The organism is Pseudoalteromonas sp. SM9913 (assembly GCF_000184065.1).
Classification (GTDB): Bacteria; Pseudomonadota; Gammaproteobacteria; order Enterobacterales; family Alteromonadaceae; genus Pseudoalteromonas; species Pseudoalteromonas tetraodonis.
Map to the genome: position 1 here is coordinate 315,202 of NC_014800.1, position 26,606 is coordinate 341,807.

Genomic DNA, 26,606 nt, shown 5'->3' on the forward strand with positions numbered 1-26,606 from the left:
TATAGTTAAGCGCGCGCTTTAAAAAAGTATTTAGGTAACACCCATGCCACACCAAAACCAATTAGCGGTAATGCCATTTGTAAAATGGCGTAAACTGCACTGGTGCGTCTGCTTGCGCCATTAGCAAGGGTTACGGCTTCGGTGGTAATGGTACTTATACGCCCGCCACTGGCTAAAAGTGTAGATAAATATTGGCCAAAACTAATCGCCAGTCCAAGCGCTATCGCGATTAAAATAGGGGCGAATAGTTGTGGCAATTTAACCTGTAAAAACACCTTGCAGGGACTTGTCCCCAAGCTTGCGGCAACGCGCGCTAATCGAGGGTCTAAACGCCTGTAACTATCGGCAATAGATAAAAAAACATACGGTAAAACAAATAAAACGTGCACAAATATCACATTAAAAAAGGCATGCTGGCTATTGAGCAGTTGTTGTAACCACACAATACCAAATAAAAACGCAATACTGGGCACTAATAAAGGAAGATAAATAATTAACTGTGTCCATTTCGACATGGGTTTCGTGTTTAACTGCTCGGCTTCTAAGCACAGCAATACCATAGTGATAGCAAACAGCGTACTTATTACCCCTATTATTAAGGTATTAAACAAGGGAGTATGTATTTGTGTAAATGCATGTTGAAAATGCAGAAATACCACGCTTGAGGGCACGGTATCCGGAAAACGCCAATAGCCCGCTATTGACCACATCACTAACCCAATTAGCGCAGCAACAATAAAAATTAAAATTAGACTCGTGAAAACATGAGTAAATGTGCAGATCAATTGATGTGCATACTGGCGGCGGCCATTAATAAGTGATTGCTTAAAAACTAGAGCAATGATTTTTTCAAGCAATAGCCACGTTAAGAGTAGTCCAACAGTGACCGCTAATTGTAACAGGGCACCCGCCGAGGCTTTTATTCGCAGGTTTAAATCTACATCGTTAAACCAGTGCATTATAGCAACGGCTAAAGTGGGAGGGGTATTTGGGCCAAGAATGAGTGGCATTTCAACGCTGGCGCTGGCATAAGCAAGTACTGCAAAAATAGGTAAACGTAACAGTGGGTATAAACTGGGTAGCACCACTTTAAAAAACGCCACCATAGGGTAATAACCTAAATTAACCGCAATTTGATGCTGTTTGCGTAGCTTTTTGCCAAGTTCGGGTTGCGCCAAAACACTCAATGCAATCAGTAGTAAAAAAGGTAACTCTTTAAGCACAAGCCCAATAATAATGCTCCAGCCAAAAGCGTCGTAAGGTAACGCGCCTTCTGGCGCTAATTGCCAGCCAGTTAACCATGGAGAAAATAAACGAGTAAATAACCCCGATGGCGCAATTAAAAAACTCACCGCAATCGCGGCAGCGGCATGCGGAATAACCAATATTGGACTTAAAATATATTCAATGCGTTTAAGCCACACACTATTAAAAAACGCGCCAAGCATAATGATCATCAGCACAAACGCGATTAAGGTACTAATAAGCCCTGTTCGTATGCTCAGCTCTACCATGTGTGTCAATCCAGGCGTTTGCCATAATGCGTTAAATCCTGCTAAGCCAATATTTGTTTCATTGAGTGCCGGCGCCCAACCAAAGGCAGGTAAAAGCACGCCGATTACCCCCCCTAAAACGGGTAAAGTAAGCAATGCAACCAAACAGTAAGGACTTAGTTTGACCAAAAAGGTAAATAGGCTATTTGAAGCGGGTACTTTATTCATTGGCTAACCCCATAGCGCGTTTGCCAACCTTGCATTATGGCATTAACCCAACTTGGGTGAGGCTCACTGAGTGTGCGTTTTATGCTATTAAAAGGCAGCGCACTTGGGTGCGGTTGTGTGGTTTTAAATAAGGCTTGTTGCTGGGTATTTAGCATTGATTGGATCAACACGGTTTTATCGCCCCAAATAGTGGGCTTTTGTTTATGAGCTTGCGCTTGAGGGCTTAATAAAAAATTAGCGACTAACTGTGCGCCTTGTGCATGGCTTGCATTATACGGTATTGCTACAAAATGGGTGTTACTTAAACTGCCATCATGCATAGCATAACTGCGGGTGCTGGTGGGTAAATCAAAGCGTTGTACTGCAGCGGGCACTTCTGGCGCTGAAAAGGTAAACCCGATACTAAGCTCAGTATCGTCAATTAAGCGGCGCATTTGTGCGCCACTTTGCATAAAATGTTTGCCGCTACGCCAAAGCGTAGGGTGTAATTTATTTAAAAATACCCACAAAGGGTTGAGCACCTCAGTGGTGTTTTTATCTGTAGCTGGCTGGTTTAGCTGTGCTTTTAATTCATCATCGTTGTTGTTATGTAGTACCACTAAAGCGTATTTTAAAAAGCTCATGCCTAAAAAATCAGGCGGCTTTGGGTAACTAAAACGCCCAGGGTTTTGCGCGCTCCAAGTTAATAACTGATGTAGGGTGGTGGGTAATTGATTCGTTGTGCTGCCATCTATTGCTAGGCTGTCGTAATAAAAAGTGAGCGACGCTTGCCCCCAAGGCGCTTCCATCCCGTTTGTAGGCAAACCAAAATCAAAGTTTACCGCGGGGTTATTATTAGGATCGGTTAATGCAAAATTTGGCAGCGTCTGGGCCCAGTCTTTAAGCAGCAAGTCATGCTTACTCATAGCGGCAAAGTTAGCGCCATTGATCCAAATTAAATCGACACTGCCTTGAGCGTGATTATTGGCTGATTTTTCTGCTAATACTCGGCTTACTGCTTCGCTGGTATCGCTTAATTTTACATGCACTAATTCAATATCATATTGCGCTTTGACCTGCTCAGCCACCCATTGAATGTAGGCATTTATTTGCGGATCGCCGCCCCATGCATAAAAATAAACGGGTTGGTTTTTACCTTGGCTTTGGATAGTTTGCCAGCGAGTATCAGAGGGAGAGGTTGCCATGGTTTTAAAGCTAGCAACTAAAACAATGCACAAAGCAATACTCAAAAAACAATATCGGCTGAGTATTTGTATTGGCTTAACGACGTGCATTTAAATTCCAGTTGTAATCTAAAAATTTAATTTTCATGTCATTATTTTGCAGCGCTTTTTGTTGAGCGGGTAGCAGTTTTAATGCATCAGCGTATTGTGCTAAAAACGGGTGTAATGTGTTTGCTCCTTTAAAGCCTTGTTCAAAATCACCGCCGTACCATTTAAAAATAGACGATACATTTAAAGTATTGCCTGTTGCCATGTTGCGGGTGTTGTCTGACAAAAAACGAACAGTTTGCTGGTGTAATTGCTCTTCTAGTTTATCGGCCGAGTAGGCTTCTTCACGAAGTGCAGGGCAACCAATACTGGCGCAGTTTACTGCAAAGTGAATACGCGGGTCGTTGTATTTACCACTACCACGAATTAACTCATGCTCTATATCATCAAGGCTGCGTGTTTTACCTAGCAGCGAAATAAACTCTTTGCTCCACGGTGAACTAAAAAAGCTACCTAACTCTTTGATTGATTCAATATTAGGGTACTGCGTTAATATTAGTTCAACGGTAAAGGCATTATAGGCATTAATTAAAAACGCCAACTGTTTGTGTTTACCCCACGTGTTAAATTCACCTGGTGTGATGGCTGTTAACGTATTTAAATATGCTTTTAATTGGGTATGCTCGTGTTTAATTGCAGCGTAATCAACCTCAGTGCTGTGCCCATGATTAATAGCGACAACATGTTTAGTTAATAGCGTGTTCCAACTATCGTGCAGGTTTTGTGCACTACTTTTAAACGCCGTGACCAGTAGTGCACTTAAAACTAAAAACTTCAATAACGTATACAAAGGCTTAACCTCGGCGCCATGCATGGTATTTTTCAAGCATGTTTAAAACAGTTTGTGGAGCATGGTTACGTTTCCATTCACCAGCGGCATATTTGTTGCCTTCTGCCCATGTTGGGTAGCTGTGAATTGTGCCTAGAATTTTATTAAGGCCAAGGCCGTGTTTCATGGCTAAAACAAATTCAGCAATTAAATCGCCTGCATGCTCAGAAACCACAGTAACTCCGAGTATTTTGTCTTTTCCTTTAGGGGTGATCACCTTAATAAAGCCATTATTGGCGCTCTCAGTAATGGCGCGGTCTAACTCTTCAAACTCAAAGCGGGTGATTTCATAGTCTATGCCTTTATCAATCGCTTCTTGCTCGTTTAGGCCTACGCGCGCGACTTCTGGATCAATGAAGGTGGTCCATGGAATAACACGGTAATCTACTTTAAACTTTTTAAAGTGGCCAAATAAGCCATTAACCGCCGCGTACCACCCCTGATGAGCCGCAACGTGAGTAAACTGGTACGGGCCTACAATATCGCCTGCGGCAAAAATATTAGGGTAGAGTGTTTCTAAGTAGTCGTTAGTTACTATGGTTCGATTAGTTTCTATACCAAGCTCTTCAAGGCCATAGCCTTTGAGGTGTGCGCTTCGGCCAACGGCACACAGTAGCTCATCATATTCAATATCAATTTCGGTGTCGTTGTGCTTCACCACGAGGTACTTTTTACCCTCGCGTGCTTCACAGCGCAGCGCTTGGTGTGAGGTTAAAATATTAACGCCACTATCGGCCAATGATTGGTGTGCAAAAGCTGACACTTCAACATCTTCTTTGATCATAACGCGCTGAGTCATTTCAACTTGCGTCACACTTGAGCCTAAACGAGCAAAGCTTTGTGCAAGCTCACAACCAATCGGGCCCCCACCTAAAACAACCAGTTTTTTGGGCGCTTCGTCGAGCTCGGCAAATTTGCTCCATAAAGTATCGCTGGTAACGTAACCGGTTTCTTCAATACCTGGCAGTGGCGGTATAAACGGGCGTGCACCGGTGGCAATAACAAGTGTGCGAGCGGTAAGAGTTTGCGTGCTGCCATCGTTAAGTTTAATTTCCACTGTCCACGGGTCAATCAATTTTCCATAGCCTTTTAAAACCTCCACACCTAAATTTGTGTAGCGCTCTATGCTGTCGTGCGGGGCTATATCAGCAATGACTTGATGTACACGTGCCATTACTTTTTTAAAGGAAAACTGCGGTGTAGTGTTTTCAAGGCCATAGTTTTCGCCATGGCGCATTTGCTGTGCTATTTTTGCACTTTTAATAATCGCTTTACTAGGCACACAGCCAGTGTTTAAGCAGTCACCACCCATTTCGCCGGCTTCAATTAAGGTGACTTTGGCTTTTACTGCGGCGGCAATATAGCTGGTAACTAAGCCGCCTGCACCCGCGCCAATAACAATCATGTTACGGTCGAATTTTTTGGGCTTAGTGTAGTTTTTATAAACCCGTTGTTTTTTAAATACATTTAAAATCGCTTTCGCAATCAGTGGGAATACACCTAATAGAGCAAATGACAGAATTAAATCTAGTGACAAAATGCCCGATAAACGCTCAATTTGTGCAAGTTGAGTACCGGCATTCACAAATACAAAGGTGCCTGCCAACATACCAATTTGGCTCACCCAATAAAAAGTCCACGACTTAATAGCGGTTAAGCCCATTAATAGGTTAATTAAAAAGAACGGAAATACCGGTACTAAACGCAAAGTAAAAAGGTAAAAAGCGCCTTCTTTATCTACGCCTTTATCTATAGCAGCTAAACGCTCAGGAAACCGTTTTTTAATGGTGTCGCGTAATAAATAGCGTGACACTAAAAAGGCAAGGGTAGCACCAATCGTTGAGGCAAACGACGCCACCAGTAAGCCTTCTACTAAGCCAAATAATGCGCCTGCGGCCAATGTTAAAATAGCTGCGCCGGGTAAAGAGAGAGCCGTTACTACCACATAGAGTAAAAAGAACCCGCCAATAACTAACAACGGCGATTGCGCTTTGTATTGGTTAAACTGATCCATCGACCCTTTTAAGCCATCGAGTGTAAGTAACTGGTGCAAATTAAAATGAAAGAACATGCCAATACCGGCTGCTGCAATCAATAATAACAATAGTTTTTTAATCATATTATCTCTTGGGCTTAAAAGTTATGCGTTAGGGTAAGCTTGGCGTTTATTGGTAATTCAGGGAATGCTAATGTTGCGCCAAAATAGCCGCCTTCAAACACTGGACGCCAGTTATCTTGATTTGTGACGTTGTTCACATCTAATCGCAACTTAGTGCTAGGCGTAAACGCGTAGCTGGTATTGACGTTTAACGTGTATTGGTCACGAATTTTCACTGTTTGTAAAAAATCTAGCGGGTAACTCTTTGTATATAAAGCTGAAAAACCTGCCTGCCATTTCTCATTAATTGAATAACTACCATTAACGCTTAACGATTGCTCAGGAATACCTTGTACTTGGCTATTTGAAGGGGCAAACGCTGTATAACTTGGCGCGCCTATACCATTACCGGCAATAATATCTGGGCGTGAGTTATCAAACGCATCAGCAATTTGCGCCGAGTCTTGGCCAGTCGCAGAGTTATCGTAGCGTGCGTCAATATAGCTATAACCTGCACTTAACCAATATGGGTAAGCGTCGTAAAATACTTGGCCTTCAAAACCTGAGGTACGAATACCGGTATTGCTGCCATCGCGGTTGCGTAAACTACGGCGCTGGCTAAATAGGGCGCCATCAGCATACCAATCGCTGTTGGTAGGCGCATATTTTAAGCCAAATTCTACCAGCGTGTTTTCGGTTGCAAAGTTTTGCGCACTAATCGTGTTGTCACCACCTAAGGTGTTACCACCGGCCATACTATTTGAAGTCGCTTCGTTGTAACTTGCTGCGCCGTAACTTGTAAAATCAGTATTGAGCTTGTAATTAAAACTGATTTGGCCAGATTGCAGCGTGTCGTTAATGCTATCACTGGCTGCTGTTTGTCCTTGTGGCGCTATGGGATCGTGTGCTTCTACATCATAATAATCAAGGCGGTAACCCACACTGGTACGCAGTTTATTTGTCCACTGTGAGTCTTGTTGTATAGCAAAGCCAGTTTGCCAAGAACGCGAGTCGGTGGTGTCTGATAAGTTAAAATCACCACTGCCATCACCGTTTATATCGTATTGACCACCTGGAGATACAAATACACCGGGGCGCAGCTCAACTAAGCGTGCTTTTTGCGCATCGGTTAATGGAATACGACGGTTTGAAAGTGGACCCGTTAAATCAATTGGCGTGTCGGCCTCGGTGGTAAATTGGCTGTATCCAAGTACTTTGTTGTAGCGCACATCAAAGGCTAAGATAGTCTGCTGTTCATTATTCCATTGATACGTTAGTTCAGTGCGGTTTTGTGCGGTATCGGCACCATCTATAATTTCAACAAAACTGTTTTGAGCCACTTCATCACGTTTTAAGTGCTGAAAATAACTAATATTTTTAAGCGACGCTTTATCTGAAAGCTCGCGCTTATAAATACTGTGTAGTAGGTAAGTAGTGGCTTCGTTTTGGTTATCAGGGTCGGTAAGTACGGTGCTGCGATCAATGTTAACTAACCCTGTAGGAGATACAATTGAACCCGCTGCGGGTACTGTGCTGCCGTTTGCTTGAACGCCTTGGCCGGTAATGTAAAGACCATGGTCGATGAGTGCTTGAGTAGGGCGGTTAATACCGGCGTTGTCGGTAAACTCAACCTGATATAGCTCAAAGTTAATATCCCAGCTGCTTTTATCATCAGGCAATACTCGCAGTGCTGCAAAAAGACTGTCACTTTTAGTCCCTGAGTAATCGTAGTAGCTTCCATGATCAAGGTGTTCATAACTCACACGAAAACCAATTTTGTCTTTTACAATCGGTGCGGTGTAATCAAGCTGAGCGGTGTATTGATCCCAACGACCCGCAGAGAGCTTCGCTTTACCTTTGTGTTCTTCAGTGGAGGCTTGCTTAGAGTGTAAATTTACAAAACCACCATTGCGCTGGCTTGAACCAAACAATACTGGAGGAGCGCCTTTAACTACATCTATTTGTTCTACCGCGTTAAATGATAACGGCACACCAAAGCCGTTATTACCTGCTTGGCGACGAGTTCCATCTTGAAAAAGCTCACCTAATTGGCCACGAATAGTGGGTAAGCTTGGTGCACCAAAGCCACTGGCGGCATACGTATTAGGGCTCACAGCAAGTACATCTTGCAAGGTGGTAATGTTAAGTTGTTCTATTAGCTCTTTTGAAATAGGCGTGACTGAACGTGCTATATCTTGCAGTGCTAAATTATCGCCAAAGGGGCCATTTATGGTTGCATCTTTAACAGAAAGTCCTTGAGAATTTAAACTTTGGCCCGCTACTTCAATACGCTCTATGGCATTTTCTGTTACAGGCTTTGTTGTAGCAAAAGCAATAGCGGGTGTATTTAATAAAGCGGCTATAGATACGGCCAAGGATGAATATTTCAAACGTTTTCTCTCTGTAATTGTATGTTGATGGTTATAAAAGACCGAAAGGCTTAAAAATAACTTTCAGCAATTTAACAATATTGTTATTTATTAAAATATTAAAAATAGCTGCTTTGTTAATCGATTTATTAAACAAGCTTAACAGCTATTTACAATTATTATGAAATAAAAGGGAGTTTGTACGGTCTTTATTGCTTATTAGTTTATTTATATCTTTTTTAAGGAAATTTTATGACAGGTTCAATGAATACTGATGTACAAAATCGTTTGCAGTGGTCTTTATTATCGCTTCGGTGTGGGGTGTTTATAGTGATGGTAATGTGGACGCTAGATAAATTTGTAAATCCGGGGCATAGCGCCCGTATTTTTGAACATTTTTATGGGATCAGTGGCTCTACCGATACTATTGCTTATATTTTAGGTGCACTGCAATTATTGCTAGTAATAGCATTTTTGGTCGGTATTAAAAAACGTATTACTTACGGTGCTATTTTTATAATGCATGGTTTATCTACGCTTTCTTCATATAATCAATACATTGATGGCTTTAATAATTTACTGTTTTTTGCGGCGTGGCCTATGTGGGCTGCGTGTTTTGCGCTTTATTTATTACGCGATCAAGACGTAAAATTTACGATTAAATAATAAAGGCAAAAAAAATGGTTATAAGCGTTAGCCTATAACCAATAAAGTACACAGGGAGTGTAGGAAGTTCTGTTGTACGCAGTAAACGGTTAGTTACCCATTTACTGTGTGTCATCAAAAGCGCTTATTGGCGCTTTTAATCAAATAAAGTGGACTGTAATAAATACTTATTTTTATAAAAGCAAAGCTAATGCCAACTTTTAATGTATTGAAATATATAACTATTTATTATTTATAAGTAGAGGCTTTGCATAATGCAGGTAAATTTTTCTATATTGCAACGGTAAAGGTTACCGACTTTGCAATATAAAAAAATGGCAAGGCTTTTTAAAACAGAGGGGAGTTTTAGTATCGCTGATTTAAAAATCAGCGGCTACTTCAAATTCTAAACGTTGATGAGAAATAGGGTGGGTGAAGGCTAAATACTCGGCATGTAAATGTAAGCGCTCTGCCTCTTCACCATAATGAGTATCGCCAACTATCGGGGTATTTAAACCTAATTGATGAGCGCAATGTACCCGTAACTGATGTGTACGCCCTGTTTTAGGGTATAACTGCAGTCGGGTGGTGTTGTTTTTGCGCTCCAGTACATGCCATGTTGTTAACGACGGTTTACCGGTTTTATAACACACCATTTGGCGTGGTTTATCATCAAAGTCGAGCACAAGAGGTAAATTAATCACTCCGCTATTCTCAGTAATATTGCCCGCCACTAAAGCAACGTAACGCTTTTCAATTGTGCGTTCAATAAACTGTTTTTGCAGCGCTTTATGCGCGCGCTTATTAAGCGCAATAATTAACAGCCCTGAGGTCGACATATCTAACCGATGCACAATAAGTGGGCCAGAAGCCGCGGGGAACTGAGTTTTTATACGCATGTACACTGAATCATCAATATTAATCCCTGGCACCGATAAAAACTCCGCGGGTTTGTTTATTACCAGTAAATCATCGTCTTGATAAACAATAGTTAAGTCTTTTCCTTTTGCAGGGTTTGTTAGTAATGGATTTTCTTCAACATTTAAGCCTTTTAGCATATGACCTAAAATGGGTTGGCATTTGCTATAACACGATGGGTAATAATGTAAGTGATGCCTAATTGCTGATTTAGGCGGTGCACCCCACCAAAATTCGGCCATAGCCACTGGTTTTAAATCGTGCTTGTATGCATATTGTAATAATTTAGGGGCGGCGCAATCCCCCGCTCCCGAAGGTGGAGTGTGCTCAGGAAGTTTGGCAAAAATAGCATTCAGATCGGTCACTTCACCGTGTGCATTTAAAAATTGGTATTGAGCAAATAATTTCTTTTGTAGGTTTTTTGAGAGTGTTTTGCGGCGCTTTTTTAATCCGTTAATTTCACCCAGCATAGCTGCTTGGGTTTGCTCAAGCGCTGTAATTTGCGTTTGCCAGTCTTGCTTTAATGCCTGCAGTTGTTTTTTCTCAACAATACTTTGCCCAGCTAAGGTTGTTTTAAGTTGTTCAAAGTCATCGGCATTGAGTTGCTCTTGGCCAGTTTGGCGTTGCTCTTTTCGCTGTTTGCGGGTCACTTGCATGGCTTGTTGTTTGGCTACAAGTTGCTGTTCATAATTTTTACGTGCTGTAGCTAATTGCTGCTCAAGGGCTTGATAATCTTCACTGTTTTCTAATGCCGTAATTTGCGCATTAATGGCGTTAATGATTTGGCTTTGCTGACTAAATACAGCATCGTCTATGTGTTTAAGTGCCACATTAGGTGCAAAATTCAGTTGCTCATCTATGCCCGCTATTTGCCCCGAATAGGCGCTAATAAATCCCAGTTGTTGCGCCTGATTTTGAACGACGAGCACACCAAACATTTTACCCGCATCAATATCATCCGTATCTAAAATAGCCTTATCTAGCTTTTTTAATTGCTGTTGTAATTGCTGTGCAGCGACAACGGCCAAAGGGTGCGGTTTATAATAAAATGGAAATGTAAACTGCTCAGGCAGAGCAAGGGAATCGACGTTTTCATCAAAAACGGTAAAGCAGCTAGCAGGGTTTGACATGGCAGTAAAATTAGCAGTTAACAAAATAATTGCCGAGAGTTTAACATAAGCTGTGCTATGTCACTAAGGATGCGTGCTCGCCAATTTAGACCTATAAAAAAGGCCAACATTTTTATGTTGGCCTTTTAAAATTAAACGCGTTTATAAGTGCTTATTTATTTGCGTCTTTGACTTCTTTTAACTTAGCAGCATGGTCAATTTCAAACGCAGGCATCTCTTTTTTGCCTTCCATTAAATAGTTGTCCATCCAGCGCATTAAACGCAAGCTGTAGTCGTATTGCGCTGCCACTTTACGGTTACCATGACCTTCACCTGGGTAATAAACAAGACGTACATCCTTACCTTGCACTTTCATGTAGCGGTAAAGCTCCATAGATTGTGCAGGGTGAACGCGAGGGTCGTCTTTACCGTGCATAATAAGCAGAGGTGTTTCAGATTGGCCTGCCCAGTAAATAGGGCTGCGTTCTAAGTACCACTGCCATTTATCCCATGGGTATGAACGCGCATGAACTAGGTTCATTTCGTTAGAAATATCAGTAGTACCAAATTTAGACAGTTGGTTGGTGACACCCACAAACATAACGCTTGCAGCAAAGTGTTTGGTTAGTTTTGTTGCGCCCCACGCCGATGCATAACCACCGTAAGATCCCCCAGTAATACCAACACGTTTAGTGTCTACTAAACCCATATCAACAAGGTGATTTTTAAAATCAACTAAATCGTCAAACTCTTTACCTGCGTAATCGTTTTGGCCTAATTTTGAGTAATCTACGCCTTTACCTGTAGAGCCTCGGTAGTTGGGATAAAACACCGCATAGCCACGTGCTGCACCCATTTGACCTGGGCGTGAGTAGTTAGTGACCCAGCCGTCTTTATCATGGCTTTCAGGGCCACCGTGTACCGACATAATCAGTGGGTAGCGTGTGCCTTTTTCATAATCTAATGGGTAAACGAGCACGCCATCAAGCTCAACGCCGTCGCGTGCTTTAAGGGTAATGGTTTCTTGCTTGGCAAAGCGTTTATCATTTAACCAGCTATTTGAATCGGTTAAACGTGTTGCTTTATTACTGCGCACAATAAACACTTCGTTAGGGTGTTTTGCGGTATTACCACGAAGTGCGAGTGTTTTATCTGAATCTGAAACACTCAATTGTGAGGCAATAAATTCACCTTCGTTGACTAATTTTTTGTATTTATTAGAGCCCGTTTTAATGCTCGCTACAAAACTTTGCGTGCCTACATTGGCAATAAAGTTAAGTGTATTACGCTTATGCGACCATTCAAAATCAACAACGTGACCCATAAAGTCAGGTAACCATTCAGTGATTTCAGCGGTTTTAGTGTCAGCAATAAATAAGCGGCCTGTTGCAGGGTCGTGCTTATCTTCTGCACCTAAAATAGCAATGTATTTACCATCATGCGACAGCTCTGCATCACCTAGCTTGCCTTCAGTTTTAAACGATAAGGTTACTTTATTGCTAGCAATATCAAACAAATGCCACATAGATTTTGTGTATTTATCATCAATCAGTGCCGTGGGTTGAGTTTTAACCAGTAGCTTTTCACCATTAGCAGCCCAATTAACGTCACTCACGTAGTTATCAACGTTGAGTGCGGTGGGGGTAAGTGGTTTATCCGCTTTAGCTAAGTCAACAATAAAAAGCTGCTTGTTCTTTAAGCCCATTTCATATACTTCAGCTTTAAACCCAAGTTTTTTAAGTTCTTTTTCTGACTTGTCTGCTGCAGGCATCGCTAAAATAGCCACCTGTTTGTTGTCTGGGCTTAATTTGTAGCTTGAAATTGATGTGTCTTTTAAAGCAAGAACAGGTTGTGCTTGGCCGCCATCAACAGGGATTTGATATAACGAGGTAAATTTATCGTCTTTTAGCTTGGCTAAAAAATAAATTGTTTTACTGTCGTTTGACCATTCTATGCTTTTAATATTAACCGAGCCGGTAATGAAAGGACGTTCAACGCCTTTATCATCAACAACATAAAGCTCACTGTAATTACTGCCATTCTCATCAACATATAATGTACGCGGTAACGATCGTGTAAACGCAACGTTGTCGCCATCTGGGCTAACACTGGTTTGGATCACAGATTTAATTTTTGGAATGTCTTCAACAGTGATGGCCGATTGCGCAAATGCAACTGAGCTTGAAAGCCCAATTGCCAGCGCTAAGCTAGTTTTTAGCATTGTTATTTCCTTTGCTTTATAAGATTTACCTCATTATAACAATGTGTAACCAATATACTAAAAAATGCGATTAATCCTCAAAAGAGGACGTTAAGTGAAGTGATTCTTGTGCAATACCGCGCATACATTTATAGACTCTTTTTAGGAGGGAGCGCCACGTTTGCAAAAATAAGTCCTGCCACGAGCGACATAAAAATTAAAAACGTTTGCTGTCCAATATGCTCAGCGTAAACAAAGTCTTGGCCTTCAATGAGTGAGTTTAAACCTATGTACGTTTTGCTCCCCGGTACCAACACAATTAAGCCTTGCATAGCTACAATGGAAGCAGGGGCATTAGCAACTCGATTAAATAAGTTACTAAATACGCCCACTGAAAATGCGCCAACAAAGGTACCTAGCGTGTAATCTAAATACATGGCAGAGCCAATACTGGTGCCGTAGGCTATAAATCCTGAAGCAATAGACCAAGCAGCATGTTTAAACTTAGTTCTAAATATCACAATTAAGCTGCTACATAGTAAAAATATAGCCAACCAAGCTGTCCATTTAGGCAGTGGCTCTGGCTGTACAAAATCAGCTTGACCAAAAATAGCAAAGCCAATAGCAATACCAATAAATGCACCAAAATAAAGTTTAAACAGCAACATAAACGAGTCCATAACGCGTGCTGTGCCAGATACTAAATGCCGCGCTGCGAGTTCAGCTAAACCAAGTGCCAGTGCTAGGCCTGGAATAAACACAATAATGGCCGACAGAACAATTAAACGAATATTAATATGCGCATCTAAATGAACGCTAATGGCACACGCCAGTACCGCTGAAACAATCGCCACTAAGGGTTCTAACATGTGGGCAACGCGCTTGGAACGAGCCGACCACAGCACAAATAAATAAACAACAAAGGTTAATAAACCAGACCACAGCACGTCATTCCAACTGGTGCCCATAAGCATTGCAAATGCGCCGCCAGAGGTAGCAAAGGCAATACCTGTAATCACTCTATTGTAAGGGTTTGGGGCATCAAAAATGATATCAAGTTGCTGATCAACTTCTTGCAACGTTAATTCATCATTAAGCATTTTATTAACGAGATCATCGGTATCTGCAAGTGAGCCTAAGTCGTGATCGCCAGGGTCTACACGGGCTACATGGGTGTATTCATCTTCATGACCATCAGTCCAAATAACAAAGGTAACCGATGTTGGCGACATGACAAACGATGATTTAAGACCAAGGTAAGTCGCCACTTCCATTAAATGGGCTTCTAAGCGATATGCCGGTGTACCGTACTTATGAAGCATTTTGCCCAATTTAACGATAAATTTGCGTTTTTCTGTAAACGTTGCGGTTTTCAAATTTGTTTTGAACCAACTATTAAATAACTAAGCTAAAAATATAGGCAATAATGCTAAAATTGCCCAAGTTTATTTGCGGCGATTTTAAACACAAATCGCCGTCTGTCTAGTCATTTCTCACCGTTATTTTTTATTTTTTTCTGCTATCCATTGCGACATGTATTGTGTGCTGCGCATGGTGTGATGTTTTAGCATTTGACCGGTGAAATTTTTCATTCTATGCGCAGATAAATTTTGGCTTACTAATTGAATTTTTTCGATTAAATTGTCGCTCAACTGCGCTTTATCATAAAGTGTATTAAGTAACTCATTACCAGCTTTTTGTGCAGCTATAAACTCAGCCTGATTGGTATAAATTGAGACAGCAGCGTTTGCAAATTCTTCTGCATTTTGAGTGATAGCACCAGGCCATGGTAAATGGTTATGCATACCTTCGCTACCTATTGGCGTGGTGACGCTTGGGGTTTGCATGATCATGGCCTCTAAAAGTTTGCCTTTTATGCCAGCACCAAAACGAAGCGGGGCTAAACAAACGCGCGCGCTTTGCATTACTTCATAAGCATCATCTGCCCAGCCTTTAATTAAAAAACCGGTTTTAGGGTTATTGAGTGCGGTGGCTTTAGGTGGTGGGTATGAGCCATAAATGTGCAACTCTGCCTGCGGTAGTTGTTTGCGGATGAGCGGCCAAATTTTTTGTAAATACAGTACTGCATCCCAGTTAGGGGCATGCCTAAAATTACCAATAGTCATAAAGTGTTGGCGCTGATCATACGATTTAGTTTGCTCAGGTAAGGCGCTTAAATCAACCATAAATGGTAAATGATGTAACACACTAGGCTCAACTTTAAACACTTCATTGAGTAGTTCCATCTCATAGCTTGAGATAATTAAGCTTAAGTCACAGCGTAAAATAGCGGCTATTTCACGTTTAGCTATGTCTGATAGTAAATCGCTATGGTTGAATTCACGCTCACCTTTATGGGCTTCATGGCGGGCATTGCGCAGGCATTGTAAATCTTCGGTGTCTAAAATTTTAAGTGCATTTGGGCAATGCTTATCTACGCGCCAGCCAAATTGTTCTTCCATCATAAAACGGTCGAACATAACAATATCTGGGTTGTAGGCTTTAACGTAATCATCAAAACTATCGCAGTTAAGTGCGATGCTTTGACTGGTGATGCCGTAATCGTTCAGATTTACCATGTGCTCTGTAGGTTGTGCAGGCGTAGCAAATTCAACATCCCAGTTTTGCGATTTAAACGCATTAAGTAACGACATCATGTGCGTACCCGCAGCAGACGAATTGGGCTCTGGCCATACATAGCCAATTACCAGCACTTTTTTCATTGGCTAGATCTCTTATTATTAGGGTCTGTTGACCTTTCAAGGTTAAATTTGCAGCAGTCTGTTTGGTATTTAGGCAAGGCAGAGCCTATGTGGTGTGGTTGTTCCCCACAAATAGGCGATAACGCAGCATCAATACCAAACAGGCGCTGCCCGAAGGGTTCTGCCTAGGGGCGATTTACTCTTTGTTGCTCGGTTTTTACTTAGCCCACTAGGTTACAAACTTCGCGCCGCGATTAAACCGCCCCTAGTTTGAACAAATTATAATCCGCAAAGGTCAATAGACCCTAGTTTATTTGCGTGCTTTTTCAGCAGTGTAAATACGCTGCGTTTTGTTTAGTCGTAGTACATAACGACAACACAGTAACGATAAGTAAATAATCGCGTAGTTTAACTTATTCGCCTTACTTAAGCATCATTTAGCTGATTTTATCCTTGCTTAACACTTTATGAACAAGGTAAAACGTGTTTATATAGCGGGTAATATTTAACAATAAAAAAGGATGAAAACATGAATGCTTTTAGGCTATTTATTGCCTTGGTAGGCTGCATTGTTTTATTGCCTGCAAGTTATGCAGAGCAAGGATATCAAACCCCTTCACCGGCGCTTGCGGCACTCGTAGATGCTAAGTTAGCACCAACTAGCTCTTTATCAAATGATGGTCAATGGCTTGCTCTGTTTGAACGCAAGCGTGTTGTGTCGCTTGATGAGCTGGCCAAAGAAGAATTTAAGCTTGCGGGAATTAAGCTTAATCCTGCTAACTTTTCACGCTCACGGGTAAGTGCAAAGTACAGCGCGTTAGAGCTTAAGCATGTTCAAAGTGGAACAGTAATAAACGTTAATAATTTGCCTCAGGGGATTATTCGCTCGCCGCGTTGGTCAGCAAATAGCGAACATTTAGCGTTTATTGTTGAACAACCGGATAACGCACGGCTATGGGTTTATAGCGTTAAAACCAAACAAGCTAAGCAGTTAAGTGAGCTTGCACTTAATTCAGTATTAACCGCTACGCCTTATCAGTGGTTACCCGATAGCACGGCGATTGTGGCTAATTTAGCGGTAAACTTAGACAAACCAAGATTAACCAATGATACCCAAAGCACAGTGCCGGTTATTCAACAAAGTACTGGCGAAAAAGCCCCAGCAAGGACTTATCAAAACTTATTGACCAGCCCGTTTGATGAAGCACAATTTAAATTTTATGGTCAAGGTCAATTAGCGTATATCACGCTTGATGGCAAAGCACAGCCGATTGGCCGTGCCGGTTTATTTAAATCGTTTTCAATTTCGCCTGATTCAACCAATATTTTAGTCGCGACCATCGACGAGCCATTTTCGTATCAAGTCCCTTACAGTCGTTTTGCAACTACATGGCAAATATGGGGAATGCGTGGCTATGCATTAGTAGAGCTGGCAAAGCAACCTCTTGCCGACAACATTCCACAAGGCTACGACAGTGTGCGTACAGGTCGTCGTGATTTTGAGTGGCGAGCCGATCAAGGTGCTGAAGTCATATGGGCCGAGGCACAAGATGGCGGTGATATGAAAACTGAGGTTGAATATCATGACTACCTTTACAGTTTACGAGCGCCATTTAAACGCGACCCTAAATTATTTGCCAAAGTAGAGCGTCGTTTTGCGGGTATACAATGGGGTAATGATAATATTGCCATGCTAAGTGATTGGCGTTTTAGTGACCGACAAGTGCGCACTTATGTAATTCAACCACGTAATGCCGATAGTAACCGCGTGTTATTTTCAGAGCGCAGTTATAACGATGCCTATAAAGATCCAGGCAGTGCAATTTACGAGCGTAACGATTTAGGTGTTAGCGTAATAAAAGTTGTTGGCGGACGTTACATTTACTTACGTGGCGATGGCGCGTCTGAGCAAGGAAACATTCCTTTTTTAGATCAGTACGATGTTAAAACGAATAGCACCAAACGTTTATGGCAATCAGCAGCGCCTTATTACGAGCGTGTGCGTGCATTGTTAGACGATGAAGGCACAAAATTCATTACTATTCGTGAGTCTAAATCGCAGCAGCCAAACTTTTTTATTCGCGATTTAGATAAAGGCTCGCTAACACAGCTTACTCAGTTTGAGCATCCTTACCCTGCATTTAAAGGCGTAACCAAAGAGCAACTACGTTATACCCGTGATGACGGTGTTGAGCTTTCAGGTACGCTTTATTTACCACCAGGGTATGACAAAACACAAGGGCCATTACCGGTATTGATGTGGGCATATCCACTTGAATATAAAGATAAAGCAGTTGCATCACAAGTGCGTGAATCTGAATACGAATTTACCTACATAGGTTATTGGGGCCCTATGCCTTACCTTGCGAAAGGGATTGCGGTGTTTGATGATCCTAAAATGCCGATTGTAGGCGTTGATGGCAGTGAGCCAAATGATCACTTTAGAAAACAGCTAGTCTCTAGTGCTAAAGCAGCGGTTGATGTACTGGTTGAAAAGGGCATTGCCGATAAAGATAACATTGCTATAGCAGGGCATTCGTATGGTGCGTTTATGGTGGCTAATTTATTAGCACATAGCGATTTATTTAAGGTAGGTATTGCCCGCAGTGGTGCGTATAACCGCACATTAACGCCGTTTGGTTTTCAGGGTGAAGAACGTGATTTTTGGCAAGCACAAAGTGTGTACGCAAACATGTCGCCGTTTTTCCATGCTGAAAAAATTAACGAACCTATGTTAATGATCCACGGTCAAGAGGACCCTAATTCGGGCACTTTTCCAATGCAAAGTGAGCGTATGTACGCAGCGCTTAAAGGCTTGGGTAAAGAAGCGCGTTTAGTGATGCTTCCTTACGAAGCTCATGGCTACCGTGCCCGTAAAAGCTTATTACATGTACTGTGGGAGCAAGAGCAATGGCTTGATAAGTACTTGTTAAAGGATAATGTTGAACCAGTTGATATGGACGAACAACCCATTCAATAGTGTATTATGCCGTGAGATTAAGAATATCCCCTCTCAATCTCACGGCACTTTGCGCCGAGTTATAGGCTTCGAGCTTCGAGTATCGGGCTTAGAACCTCAGGCTAAGCTCGGTGCTCTTAACCCGATCCTCGAAGCCGTTATTTCTACCTTACTGATAGTTGTTTTACCTTTCACCTTTGGCTTTTTTCCTTTACCCTTTCATTCATAATTAACACTATTTTTTAATCTATTGCGAGCTTTAAATGATTGATGTAGCTGCACTTGCGGTATTTATTCCTACCTTCTTTTTTGTATCAATTACACCCGGTATGTGTATGACACTGGCCATGACCTTAGGCATGAGTATTGGCGTGCGACGAACTTTATGGATGATGATAGGTGAACTACTCGGTGTAGCAACAGTTGCGGTAGCCGCGGTGCTTGGTGTAGCCAGTGTTATGCTTAATTACCCCAGTGCATTTGATATTTTAAAATGGCTAGGTGGCGCTTATTTAATCTACATTGGCATTAATATGTGGCGTGCAAAAGGAAAAATGTCGGTTGATACGCATAACACAACAGCCGTGAGCCGATATTCATTATTTTCACAGGGGTTTGTAACCGCCATTGCCAATCCAAAGGGATGGGCGTTTATGATTTCCTTATTACCTCCTTTTATTAACGTGCAATACAGTGTTGCGCCACAGTTAGCGGTGTTGGTGGCCATTATTTTACTTTCAGAGTTTATCTGTATGATGATTTACGCAACAGGTGGCAAAAGCCTGCGGTTATTTTTAACTAAAGGCAATAACATCAAGTGGATGAACCGAATTGCGGGGAGTTTAATGGTGCTAGTGGGGGTTTGGTTAATACTAGGGTAATTTATTGTAGTTATTTAATTAATATAACAACCCTAACTTATATTAGGGCTGTTATGAAACGCTTAGGTAGTGTTTAGAAATCTGTGTCATTTCAGTATTATTAAGAAAACAGGAGTGACACATGACTCAATCTTTCGACTTCAACAAAGCATTAGCTGAACTTCAAGCTGGTAAAGGCCTTACTGGCGAAGACGGTGTTCTAACACCCTTAATCAAACAACTCACCGAAGCGGCTCTTAAAGCTGAATTAGAGCAGCATTTAGAATCTGAGACCCAAGTTAACCGTAAAAATGGTTCAACCAAAAAAACAGTTAAGTCATCCATAGGCCAATTCGAACTTGAAACGCCCAGAGACCGTTCAGGTTCGTTTGAACCTCAGCTTGTTAAAAAGAACCAAACCAAGTTAACGCCTGAAATTGATGAGAAAATCCTATCTATGTTTGCTTTAGGTATGAGCTATCGAGATATTCGAGGCCACATACAGGATATGTATGGCGTTGAGGTATCAGAGGCCACCATCACTGCCGTAACAGGCCAACTGATACCAGAGCTTAAAGTATGGCAAGCGCGCAGCTTAGACACGCTTTACCCGTTTATCTGGCTTGATGCCATTCATTATAAGATTAAAGAAAATGGGCGCTACGTGAGTAAGGCTATTTATACCGTACTAGGTGTCAATATCGAGGGCCGCAAAGAGTTACTTGGTTTATATATCTCTGAAAGTGAAGGGGCTAACTATTGGTTATCAGTATTAACAGATTTACATAATCGTGGTGTATCCGATATTTTAATTGCCTGTGTTGATGGACTAAAAGGCTTCCCTGAAGCAATAGCAACAATCTATCCTGACGCCGAAGTGCAGGAGTGCGTTATTCATCAAATTCGTAATTCGATGAAGTATGTTGCTTCAAAGCACCAAAAAGAGTTTATGGCTGGCTTGAAACCCGTTTATAAGGCTGCCACTAAAGATGCAGCAGAAGCCGCTCTCGCCGAATTAGATGCCAAATGGGGCAAGTTATACCCTATCGTTATCGAGTCTTGGCGTCGTAAGTGGGGCAATCTGTCGGTTTACTTCAAGTATCCAGATTACGTGCGAAAAGCTATTTATACCACAAATGGCAATTGAAGCTGTACATCGTCAGTTTAGGCGACTCACCAAGACTAAGGGAGCATTCCCTAATGAAAACAGCTTGATGAAATTATTGTATGCAGGCATATTGAATGCCTCGAAGAAATGGACAATGCCAATCCATAATTGGAATCTGACATTGTCGCAATTGGCCATCCACTTCGAAGGTAGGTTAGATGGTGTGCTAGATATTTAGCAACTTAGGCTGACACAGAATTCTGAACGCCCTCAACGCTTATTTATCTAGCGCTTTAAGCTCATCAGTTGTTGTTTTTAATTTGAATTCACGATAAAGCATATCTTCATCATTAGGGCTTAAATTCTTTCCTGACGTTTCGATTAATTTATCAAATAAAGGCTTAGTATTTTCCATAGTTACAAGCGCACATAACTGTTTCTTTCCATCTAAGCGAGCAAAACCAATTTCTTTAGCAATAGCCCCTACTAAGCTTTGCTCAGCTACCTGTTTACTTATTTGCGTAAATGATGAATTAGTCGTCGTTGAGTCTTGCTGTTGGGTTTGTTTGTTTATTAGTGTATCCATTACTTGCGCTTTAGCACTAATTTGAGTTGCTAGATCGGCACGTGCATTGGCAATAGCTTGTGCTCTACTTGCAGCCATATTTCCCGTCCATACTACACAGCTAGATGAAGCCAAACCGCCCTCGGGTGCAGTAGGTTGTAAAACCCAGCTTGGAACAGAATCGTTTTCAGCAAGAGGTTGAGACTTTTGTGGTGTTGTACCACATGCTGTAATAACTCCAGCAACTGCCAATATTAAAAGTTTATTTCGCATGATTTACTTCCTTATTGTTAAGGTTCCATTGTTCTAAGTTTTTTTGATATTGAATATCTAATTTACTTACCTTTTGTAAGTACTTTTTTGTTTCGTCGTACGGTAAATTATTTATAAGTTGTGCGTATACACCTTCGCTATCTAATTGGTTTATTAAGGCTACCGCTTTATTTATATTCGTACTTCTATTTAAGTTAAATGCTTTAGCTACGTTACCAGCGCCAGTATTATAAGCTGCAATGGCACAATATCTTCGGCTTATGGGATTATTAATTTTGCGCAAATATCGAGTCGTTAAAATGTCTAAGTACCCAGCACCGTAAGTTATATTAGTTTTTGGGTCGAATAATTCTTTAGCTGTAGGAGCTATATCCTTTTTAAATTGTTTGCGAGCAACATCTAAGCCTGCTGAGTTTGGCACTATTTGCATTAATCCAAATGCTGGAATATGCGATTTTGCATTAGGATCAAATGACGACTCAGCATGTGAAATAGCTAATAGTAAAGATAATTGGTCTTTAGAAAACTGGCTATAATAAGTAACAAAAGGCGCTACTTTTTTTTGTAAATAAGTATCGGGTAGAGCGAAAGTATGCGACTTAATGCGTTTGTAGGTAAGGTTTTGCTCTTTTGTTTTTTTTAGCGCATTATTTAAATTACTAATACGTTGTTCTTTTTCTTTGGTAAGCTGCTCTTTTTGGATATCAATTTGTGCTTTAGGTAATTGCTCGTTTTTATCTAAACTACTCAATGATTGCTCGTGTTGAGAAGTAATTTCATTAATTAATGCGACTTCGCTTTCATGTTTGTCTGGCTGTGCTTTTATATCAACTTTTGCTGTTTTTACTGCTTTATCGAGTAAGCTAAGGTCTTTAAAAATATCAGTTAAAACCGGCGATAATTTAACATTATTTAACAATTGATTTGTTGTTAATGCTTCTTCTTGAGAAGTCGCTTTTAGTCCTGTTTCATTTGAGTCTTCAAGTGTTTGTACAGTCACGGTCGAATTTTGTTCATCAATAATAATACGTGTTTTTTTATCCGCACTATATTCAACACGTTCTAATAATGAGCTTTGTACAGGTCTTGACCAGTTTTGCAATAATCTATCTCTAAATTTATCGTATTCCTCGAGATATGCTTGTCTGAATGCTTGATATTCCAACTGATGATCGTTTTTAAAAGTGGTTTGTTTTGCAAGTTGCTGTTTTTTAAATTCTTCGAACGTCGGCGTGGTAGCCCCGCTGTAAGCACTAAATAAAGCAAAAAATAATAAAGTGTGACGCATTTTTTATCCTTAAAAATAAGCGTTAAATTCATACTTGGTCAGTAATGAATCAGAGATGTATTCACTAGATAGCTCAGATACTGCATAAAATGTAGCCGCAGTGTTAGCAAGTATCTCGGTTGTTTTAGCTAAGGCTTTTTCGTCATCTTGAGTAAGCATTAACTCATCAAGTTTAAATAAAGCTTTTTGCGTTTCATCAAGTAATGGTGCGTAGTTACTAAAGCCAACGCTAAGGTTCAAAAACATACCTTGAGCATTTAACTGTTTTGACTGCATATAATATTTAATATTATGAGAATCAAAATAAAATTCGTTACTTGATTTTATAACATCGCTTAGACTATTAACTCTGAGCATTTTTTTATTAAAAGGTATTAAGGGTGTAAATTCCGGTACCATAGCTTTATCGTATTTTAAGCTATGTACGGCGATGCCGACTATACGAGTATTTTTATTAATAAGTGTGAGTAAATATTTCGTATTTTTGTAATACCTATATTCGTAATCAGTATTCAAAGATGATGTTTTAATTACTTGCGGAATACCTATTTTTTTTTCAGCGTAAGGTAAGTAGTTGCCAATATCTAGCGCAGTAATCTTTTTTTCTTCGATTTGGTTCGTAAAGTGAGTAATGAATCCGTTGTACCCTTCAATTATGAGTGCTTTACTATCGGCCCAATTTCCAAGACCCATTAAAGTAACCATAAGTAAAATAAAGTAACCTTTCAATTTAGCTAACAAAGATTTATTTTCTTCAGTGTTAGCCTCAGGCTCTAAGTTATTTCCTACAGACATTTTCATCCTTAAAATATAGTTTATCAGTGTTAAATATAACTGTTTAAAACATGGCTTAATATAATCGCTAATAAGAATCGATAGCAGTATTTTTTAACTTTACAATGCTATTTATTAAATTAGTTGTGCTGTCTTGATTGGCTAAATGAATTAACTCGGTTTTTGAGCGTTTAGAGTAGCTCAAACCTTTTCCTTCAAAACGTTGTTGCCAAATAGACTTTTTGCTTTGTGTATCTATTTGAAGTTTTAACTGTGTAATTACAAGTTTACTTTGTGCTTTTATTATCGAGTTTTTAACTAAATAGGTCACTTCGCAAGCCGAGTTTGTTAATTTATATCCATGCTGTAAAAGTTGCTCAGTGAGTAACTCTGTAAGTTGAGAGCTATTTTCGCCCGTTACTTTTAAGCAACTATTTTTTGCGCCTAGCATTGCTTGTTGTTGTTTTATTTTTTCTTGTTGGCCTTCTTCAAGATCGGCTTTACTAATTGAAATAGCTGCATATACAGTACAGTTAATAGGGTCTACATAACGATCATATACTTTTGCGCTTTTTAATAGCTGATTGGTTTGAGACTCAATCACCGATTTGTAATCAGAATGGCTTACTGTGCTTGATGAGGTGTTTTTAATTATTTCTTTCACTGAAATATCAGTACTTAGTAATTTTGCGAGCTCTTCACGCGCATTTTTAGCTGACCGACGTTCATCAATTGTTTTTAAACCAGAGCATTGTGAAGAGCCTGAGCTAGCTAATTTTTCATCATCAACAATATCTATTCCTACCCACTTAGGCTGGGCATTCTTTGCATAGTATGAGCTGCAACTACAATGTGATGCTGCATTAGTAAGGAAAGGACTTAGCGCTATTGCCGCTAATAGTAGTGAGGATGTTCTAGTAGTCATAGTTTTACCAACAGCAATAAGGCCTAACACAAAATTGGTAGGCCTTAACTTAAATTACAAACGGTTTGAAGTTGTTGCTAGAGTTAGCTTTGCGTTATCCGATTCACGCTCGACAAGCCGTGTTTGGCCTTCAATAACAAACTTAAGTTCGTCAACGTCTAATGTTAAGTTGCTCGCTTTTTCATAATATGCTTTTGCTAATTCTAAATCATTCGCTCTTTCTGCGCACACACCATTGTTGTAGTTTATAGCCAGTGATTCTGAATACTGACTTTGAGCTTTTGCAAAGGTTTTGCAGGCGTGGTCAGGCATGTCTTTTTCTGCAAATTCAACAGCGAGGTCTAATAACTCTTCTGCTTTATCAGTTAAATCTGAATCATCAGATTCCATCAACTTTACATTTTTAGTCACTTGGTGTGGTGCAACATCTTGTTTTAATTCTTCTATTACAGCGGCAAGTGCTCTGCCTCGTAATACAGAGTCAGATGGATGAGGGTCGTCACCTTTACATACTTTACTACTTGATAGGCGTGAATATTGTTTAGTAAAAACAATTTGCCCTGTTTCTACAGATACAGCCTTAGGTTTAAAATTTACTTTCGCAATTTTTTCTGAACACTTAATGGTTATTTCTCTAGACTTCTCACACTTGTACCATTTATCACCTTTTTGTATACATTCACTGTCTTTTTCGTAGTAAGTAGAGGTATCTACATCAGCAGTGTAGTCAGCAGTGATAAGTGTATCTGCGCCTGTAAGTTTACCTAGGCGGGTTCTGTTTTTTGAGTTACTGATATCACTTTCATTAAACCGTTGTTGTTCTATAATTTTACTAAGAGAAGCTTTATCAACAAAGGTAAAGTAAGGTTGGCCATTCACACGAATATTTGAAAGGTTTGTTTCAATTATACCTGTAGCTGCGTTTCTGTTATTTGAAATAACTGCAAGACGCTTCATTTTCTCAGTGCCACTTTCTTTAGCCGCTTTTGTGTATGTAATAGGTAATTCAGCAGTTGTGAAAGAGTTATTTAAACTAGCAATACCTCCATTAATAGTTTCAGTAACTACACAGCCAGAGAGCATTACACTTGATACTAAAGCGATTTTTATTCCCTTTATCATACAATTATTCCTTTATTAAGTTAGTGTTCATTTTCACTTTTTAACACTTGTAACTAGATGGGTCAACCTTATAGCTAAAAACTCTCATTAAAACGGTTCTTTTTTCTTATTTTAAAAAAGGTACAAGGGGGGAATACCTTTACAATTTAAAAAGATGCATGAATTTTATAACTATAATCGAATCCATCTTTACCTAATTTCATGTAAGAAAAACGACTAAAGTGGCTGTTATCATTCTTTAACTTATTGGATAAATTTTTAAGTGGGGTGTACTTTATTTAATAGCATTTTCTACTGGGCAACCACGCTTTCTACATACACCTTCGTTACATAGTTTGCATATTTTACGGGCTTCTATCTGCTCGCTTGTTAGGCTGCTAAGCGCTAGTTCTATCAAACTTAAAAAGCTTTGTTTTTGTTCATCATTAAAGCTATTTAGTATTTTAGAGGTGGCTGTTTCTCGGCTGTTTAGTACTCTTTTAACCCTTTGACTTCCTTTATCAGTTACGTATAAAACAACAGAGCGAGCATCCTTTACCGATTTACGCCTCTCTACAAGCTCTTCTTTTTCAAGCGTATTTATTAATCTAACCGCACCAGAGTGCGTTAAGCCTAAAACCTTGCTCAGTACATCTATGGTTTCATTTGGGTGGTTGTAAATAGTGACGAGTGCCGATTCGTGGCTTAAGCGTCGCCCGCCTAATTCGGCAATCTGCTTTTCAATGTCATTAGAAACAAAGGTGGCAAACGTGCCGATTAAATTTGATATGTATTTTTCATTTTTCATAAATTCAATTGTATGTGATTCGATCACATAAATATAGTGACAAGTTAAGTACGCTCGTTTATTGTGTGATTCAGTCATGTATA

Annotated in this window: 18 protein-coding genes and 1 pseudogene; 4 read left to right on the top strand and 15 right to left on the bottom strand. The window is 40.3% G+C overall.

Features of this window, described 5'->3' with window-relative positions; genetic code table 11:
* Positions 1 to 5: 5 nt before the first annotated feature.
* The 5 genes from PSM_RS16605 to PSM_RS16625 are packed head-to-tail and all read right to left on the bottom strand — an operon-like array spanning position 6 to position 8,309.
* Positions 6 to 1,721, bottom strand: a complete 1,716-nt coding sequence (locus tag PSM_RS16605) for an ABC transporter permease (protein WP_013463031.1) — start codon at positions 1,719 to 1,721, stop codon at positions 6 to 8.
* Positions 1,718 to 2,995, bottom strand: a complete 1,278-nt coding sequence (locus PSM_RS16610) for an ABC transporter substrate-binding protein (RefSeq protein WP_013463032.1) — start codon at positions 2,993 to 2,995, stop codon at positions 1,718 to 1,720. Before PSM_RS16610 ends, PSM_RS16605 begins: the two co-directional genes overlap by 4 nt.
* The gene (locus PSM_RS16615; protein ID WP_013463033.1) at positions 2,982 to 3,806 is read right to left on the bottom strand and encodes a DUF547 domain-containing protein; all 825 of its coding nucleotides are present in this window, start codon (positions 3,804 to 3,806) and stop codon (positions 2,982 to 2,984) included. Before PSM_RS16615 ends, PSM_RS16610 begins: the two co-directional genes overlap by 14 nt.
* The gene (locus PSM_RS16620; RefSeq protein ID WP_041695985.1) at positions 3,787 to 5,940 is read right to left on the bottom strand and encodes an FAD-dependent oxidoreductase; all 2,154 of its coding nucleotides are present in this window, start codon (positions 5,938 to 5,940) and stop codon (positions 3,787 to 3,789) included. The genes PSM_RS16615 and PSM_RS16620 overlap by 20 nt, the downstream gene beginning before the upstream one ends.
* A gap of 14 nt (positions 5,941 to 5,954) precedes the next feature.
* On the bottom strand, positions 5,955 to 8,309 hold the full coding sequence (locus PSM_RS16625) for a TonB-dependent receptor (protein ID WP_013463035.1): 2,355 nt from the start codon (positions 8,307 to 8,309) through the stop codon (positions 5,955 to 5,957).
* Between the two features lie 231 nt (positions 8,310 to 8,540).
* Between PSM_RS16625 and PSM_RS16630 the strand changes: the two genes are divergently transcribed.
* Positions 8,541 to 8,954 (top strand): hypothetical protein, encoded by a 414-nt coding sequence (locus PSM_RS16630; protein ID WP_013463037.1) that lies wholly within the window; start codon positions 8,541 to 8,543, stop codon positions 8,952 to 8,954.
* A 359-nt stretch (positions 8,955 to 9,313) separates the two neighbouring features.
* Here PSM_RS16630 and PSM_RS16635 read toward each other — a convergent pair whose 3' ends face one another.
* The 4 genes from PSM_RS16635 to PSM_RS16650 form a co-directional block, all read right to left on the bottom strand.
* Positions 9,314 to 10,981 carry an RluA family pseudouridine synthase gene (locus tag PSM_RS16635; RefSeq protein ID WP_029610025.1) on the bottom strand — a complete coding sequence of 556 codons (1,668 nt, stop codon included), beginning with the start codon at positions 10,979 to 10,981 and terminating at the stop codon, positions 9,314 to 9,316.
* A gap of 151 nt (positions 10,982 to 11,132) precedes the next feature.
* Positions 11,133 to 13,181, bottom strand: coding sequence for a S9 family peptidase (locus PSM_RS16640; protein WP_013463040.1), 2,049 nt, complete (start codon positions 13,179 to 13,181; stop codon positions 11,133 to 11,135).
* A gap of 128 nt (positions 13,182 to 13,309) precedes the next feature.
* Entirely contained in the window at positions 13,310 to 14,536 is a 1,227-nt protein-coding gene (locus PSM_RS16645) for a threonine/serine ThrE exporter family protein (RefSeq protein ID WP_028834183.1), read from the bottom strand.
* Between the two features lie 123 nt (positions 14,537 to 14,659).
* A complete protein-coding gene (locus PSM_RS16650) occupies positions 14,660 to 15,883 on the bottom strand; it encodes a glycosyltransferase family 4 protein (protein ID WP_013463042.1) in 1,224 nt (407 codons plus the stop codon).
* Between the two features lie 508 nt (positions 15,884 to 16,391).
* Between PSM_RS16650 and PSM_RS16655 the strand changes: the two genes are divergently transcribed.
* The 3 genes and pseudogenes from PSM_RS16655 to PSM_RS16665 all read left to right on the top strand — a co-directional run bounded on the left by PSM_RS16655 (position 16,392) and on the right by PSM_RS16665 (position 21,027).
* On the top strand, positions 16,392 to 18,842 hold the full coding sequence (locus PSM_RS16655) for a S9 family peptidase (protein ID WP_013463043.1): 2,451 nt from the start codon (positions 16,392 to 16,394) through the stop codon (positions 18,840 to 18,842).
* A gap of 242 nt (positions 18,843 to 19,084) precedes the next feature.
* Positions 19,085 to 19,702, top strand: a complete 618-nt coding sequence (locus PSM_RS16660; RefSeq protein ID WP_013463044.1) for a LysE family translocator — start codon at positions 19,085 to 19,087, stop codon at positions 19,700 to 19,702.
* A 121-nt stretch (positions 19,703 to 19,823) separates the two neighbouring features.
* Positions 19,824 to 21,027: pseudogene (locus tag PSM_RS16665) on the top strand (IS256 family transposase).
* 39 nt (positions 21,028 to 21,066) lie between these two features.
* Here PSM_RS16665 and PSM_RS16675 read toward each other — a convergent pair.
* The 6 genes from PSM_RS16675 to PSM_RS16700 form a co-directional block, all read right to left on the bottom strand.
* Entirely contained in the window at positions 21,067 to 21,627 is a 561-nt protein-coding gene (locus PSM_RS16675; protein WP_013463046.1) for an LPP20 family lipoprotein, read from the bottom strand.
* Positions 21,617 to 22,915: a transglycosylase SLT domain-containing protein gene (locus PSM_RS16680; protein WP_013463047.1), complete on the bottom strand. Its 1,299-nt coding sequence runs from the start codon at positions 22,913 to 22,915 to the stop codon at positions 21,617 to 21,619. Before PSM_RS16680 ends, PSM_RS16675 begins: the two co-directional genes overlap by 11 nt.
* A gap of 9 nt (positions 22,916 to 22,924) precedes the next feature.
* A complete protein-coding gene (locus tag PSM_RS16685) occupies positions 22,925 to 23,710 on the bottom strand; it encodes an ETEC_3214 domain-containing protein (protein WP_013463048.1) in 786 nt (261 codons plus the stop codon).
* A 67-nt stretch (positions 23,711 to 23,777) separates the two neighbouring features.
* Positions 23,778 to 24,614 (bottom strand): TonB-dependent receptor, encoded by an 837-nt coding sequence (locus PSM_RS16690; protein ID WP_138765091.1) that lies wholly within the window; start codon positions 24,612 to 24,614, stop codon positions 23,778 to 23,780.
* Between the two features lie 54 nt (positions 24,615 to 24,668).
* Entirely contained in the window at positions 24,669 to 25,736 is a 1,068-nt protein-coding gene (locus PSM_RS16695; protein WP_013463050.1) for a hypothetical protein, read from the bottom strand.
* 274 nt (positions 25,737 to 26,010) lie between these two features.
* A complete protein-coding gene (locus PSM_RS16700; RefSeq protein ID WP_236613548.1) occupies positions 26,011 to 26,601 on the bottom strand; it encodes a MarR family winged helix-turn-helix transcriptional regulator in 591 nt (196 codons plus the stop codon).
* Between the last annotated feature and the right edge of the window lie 5 nt (positions 26,602 to 26,606).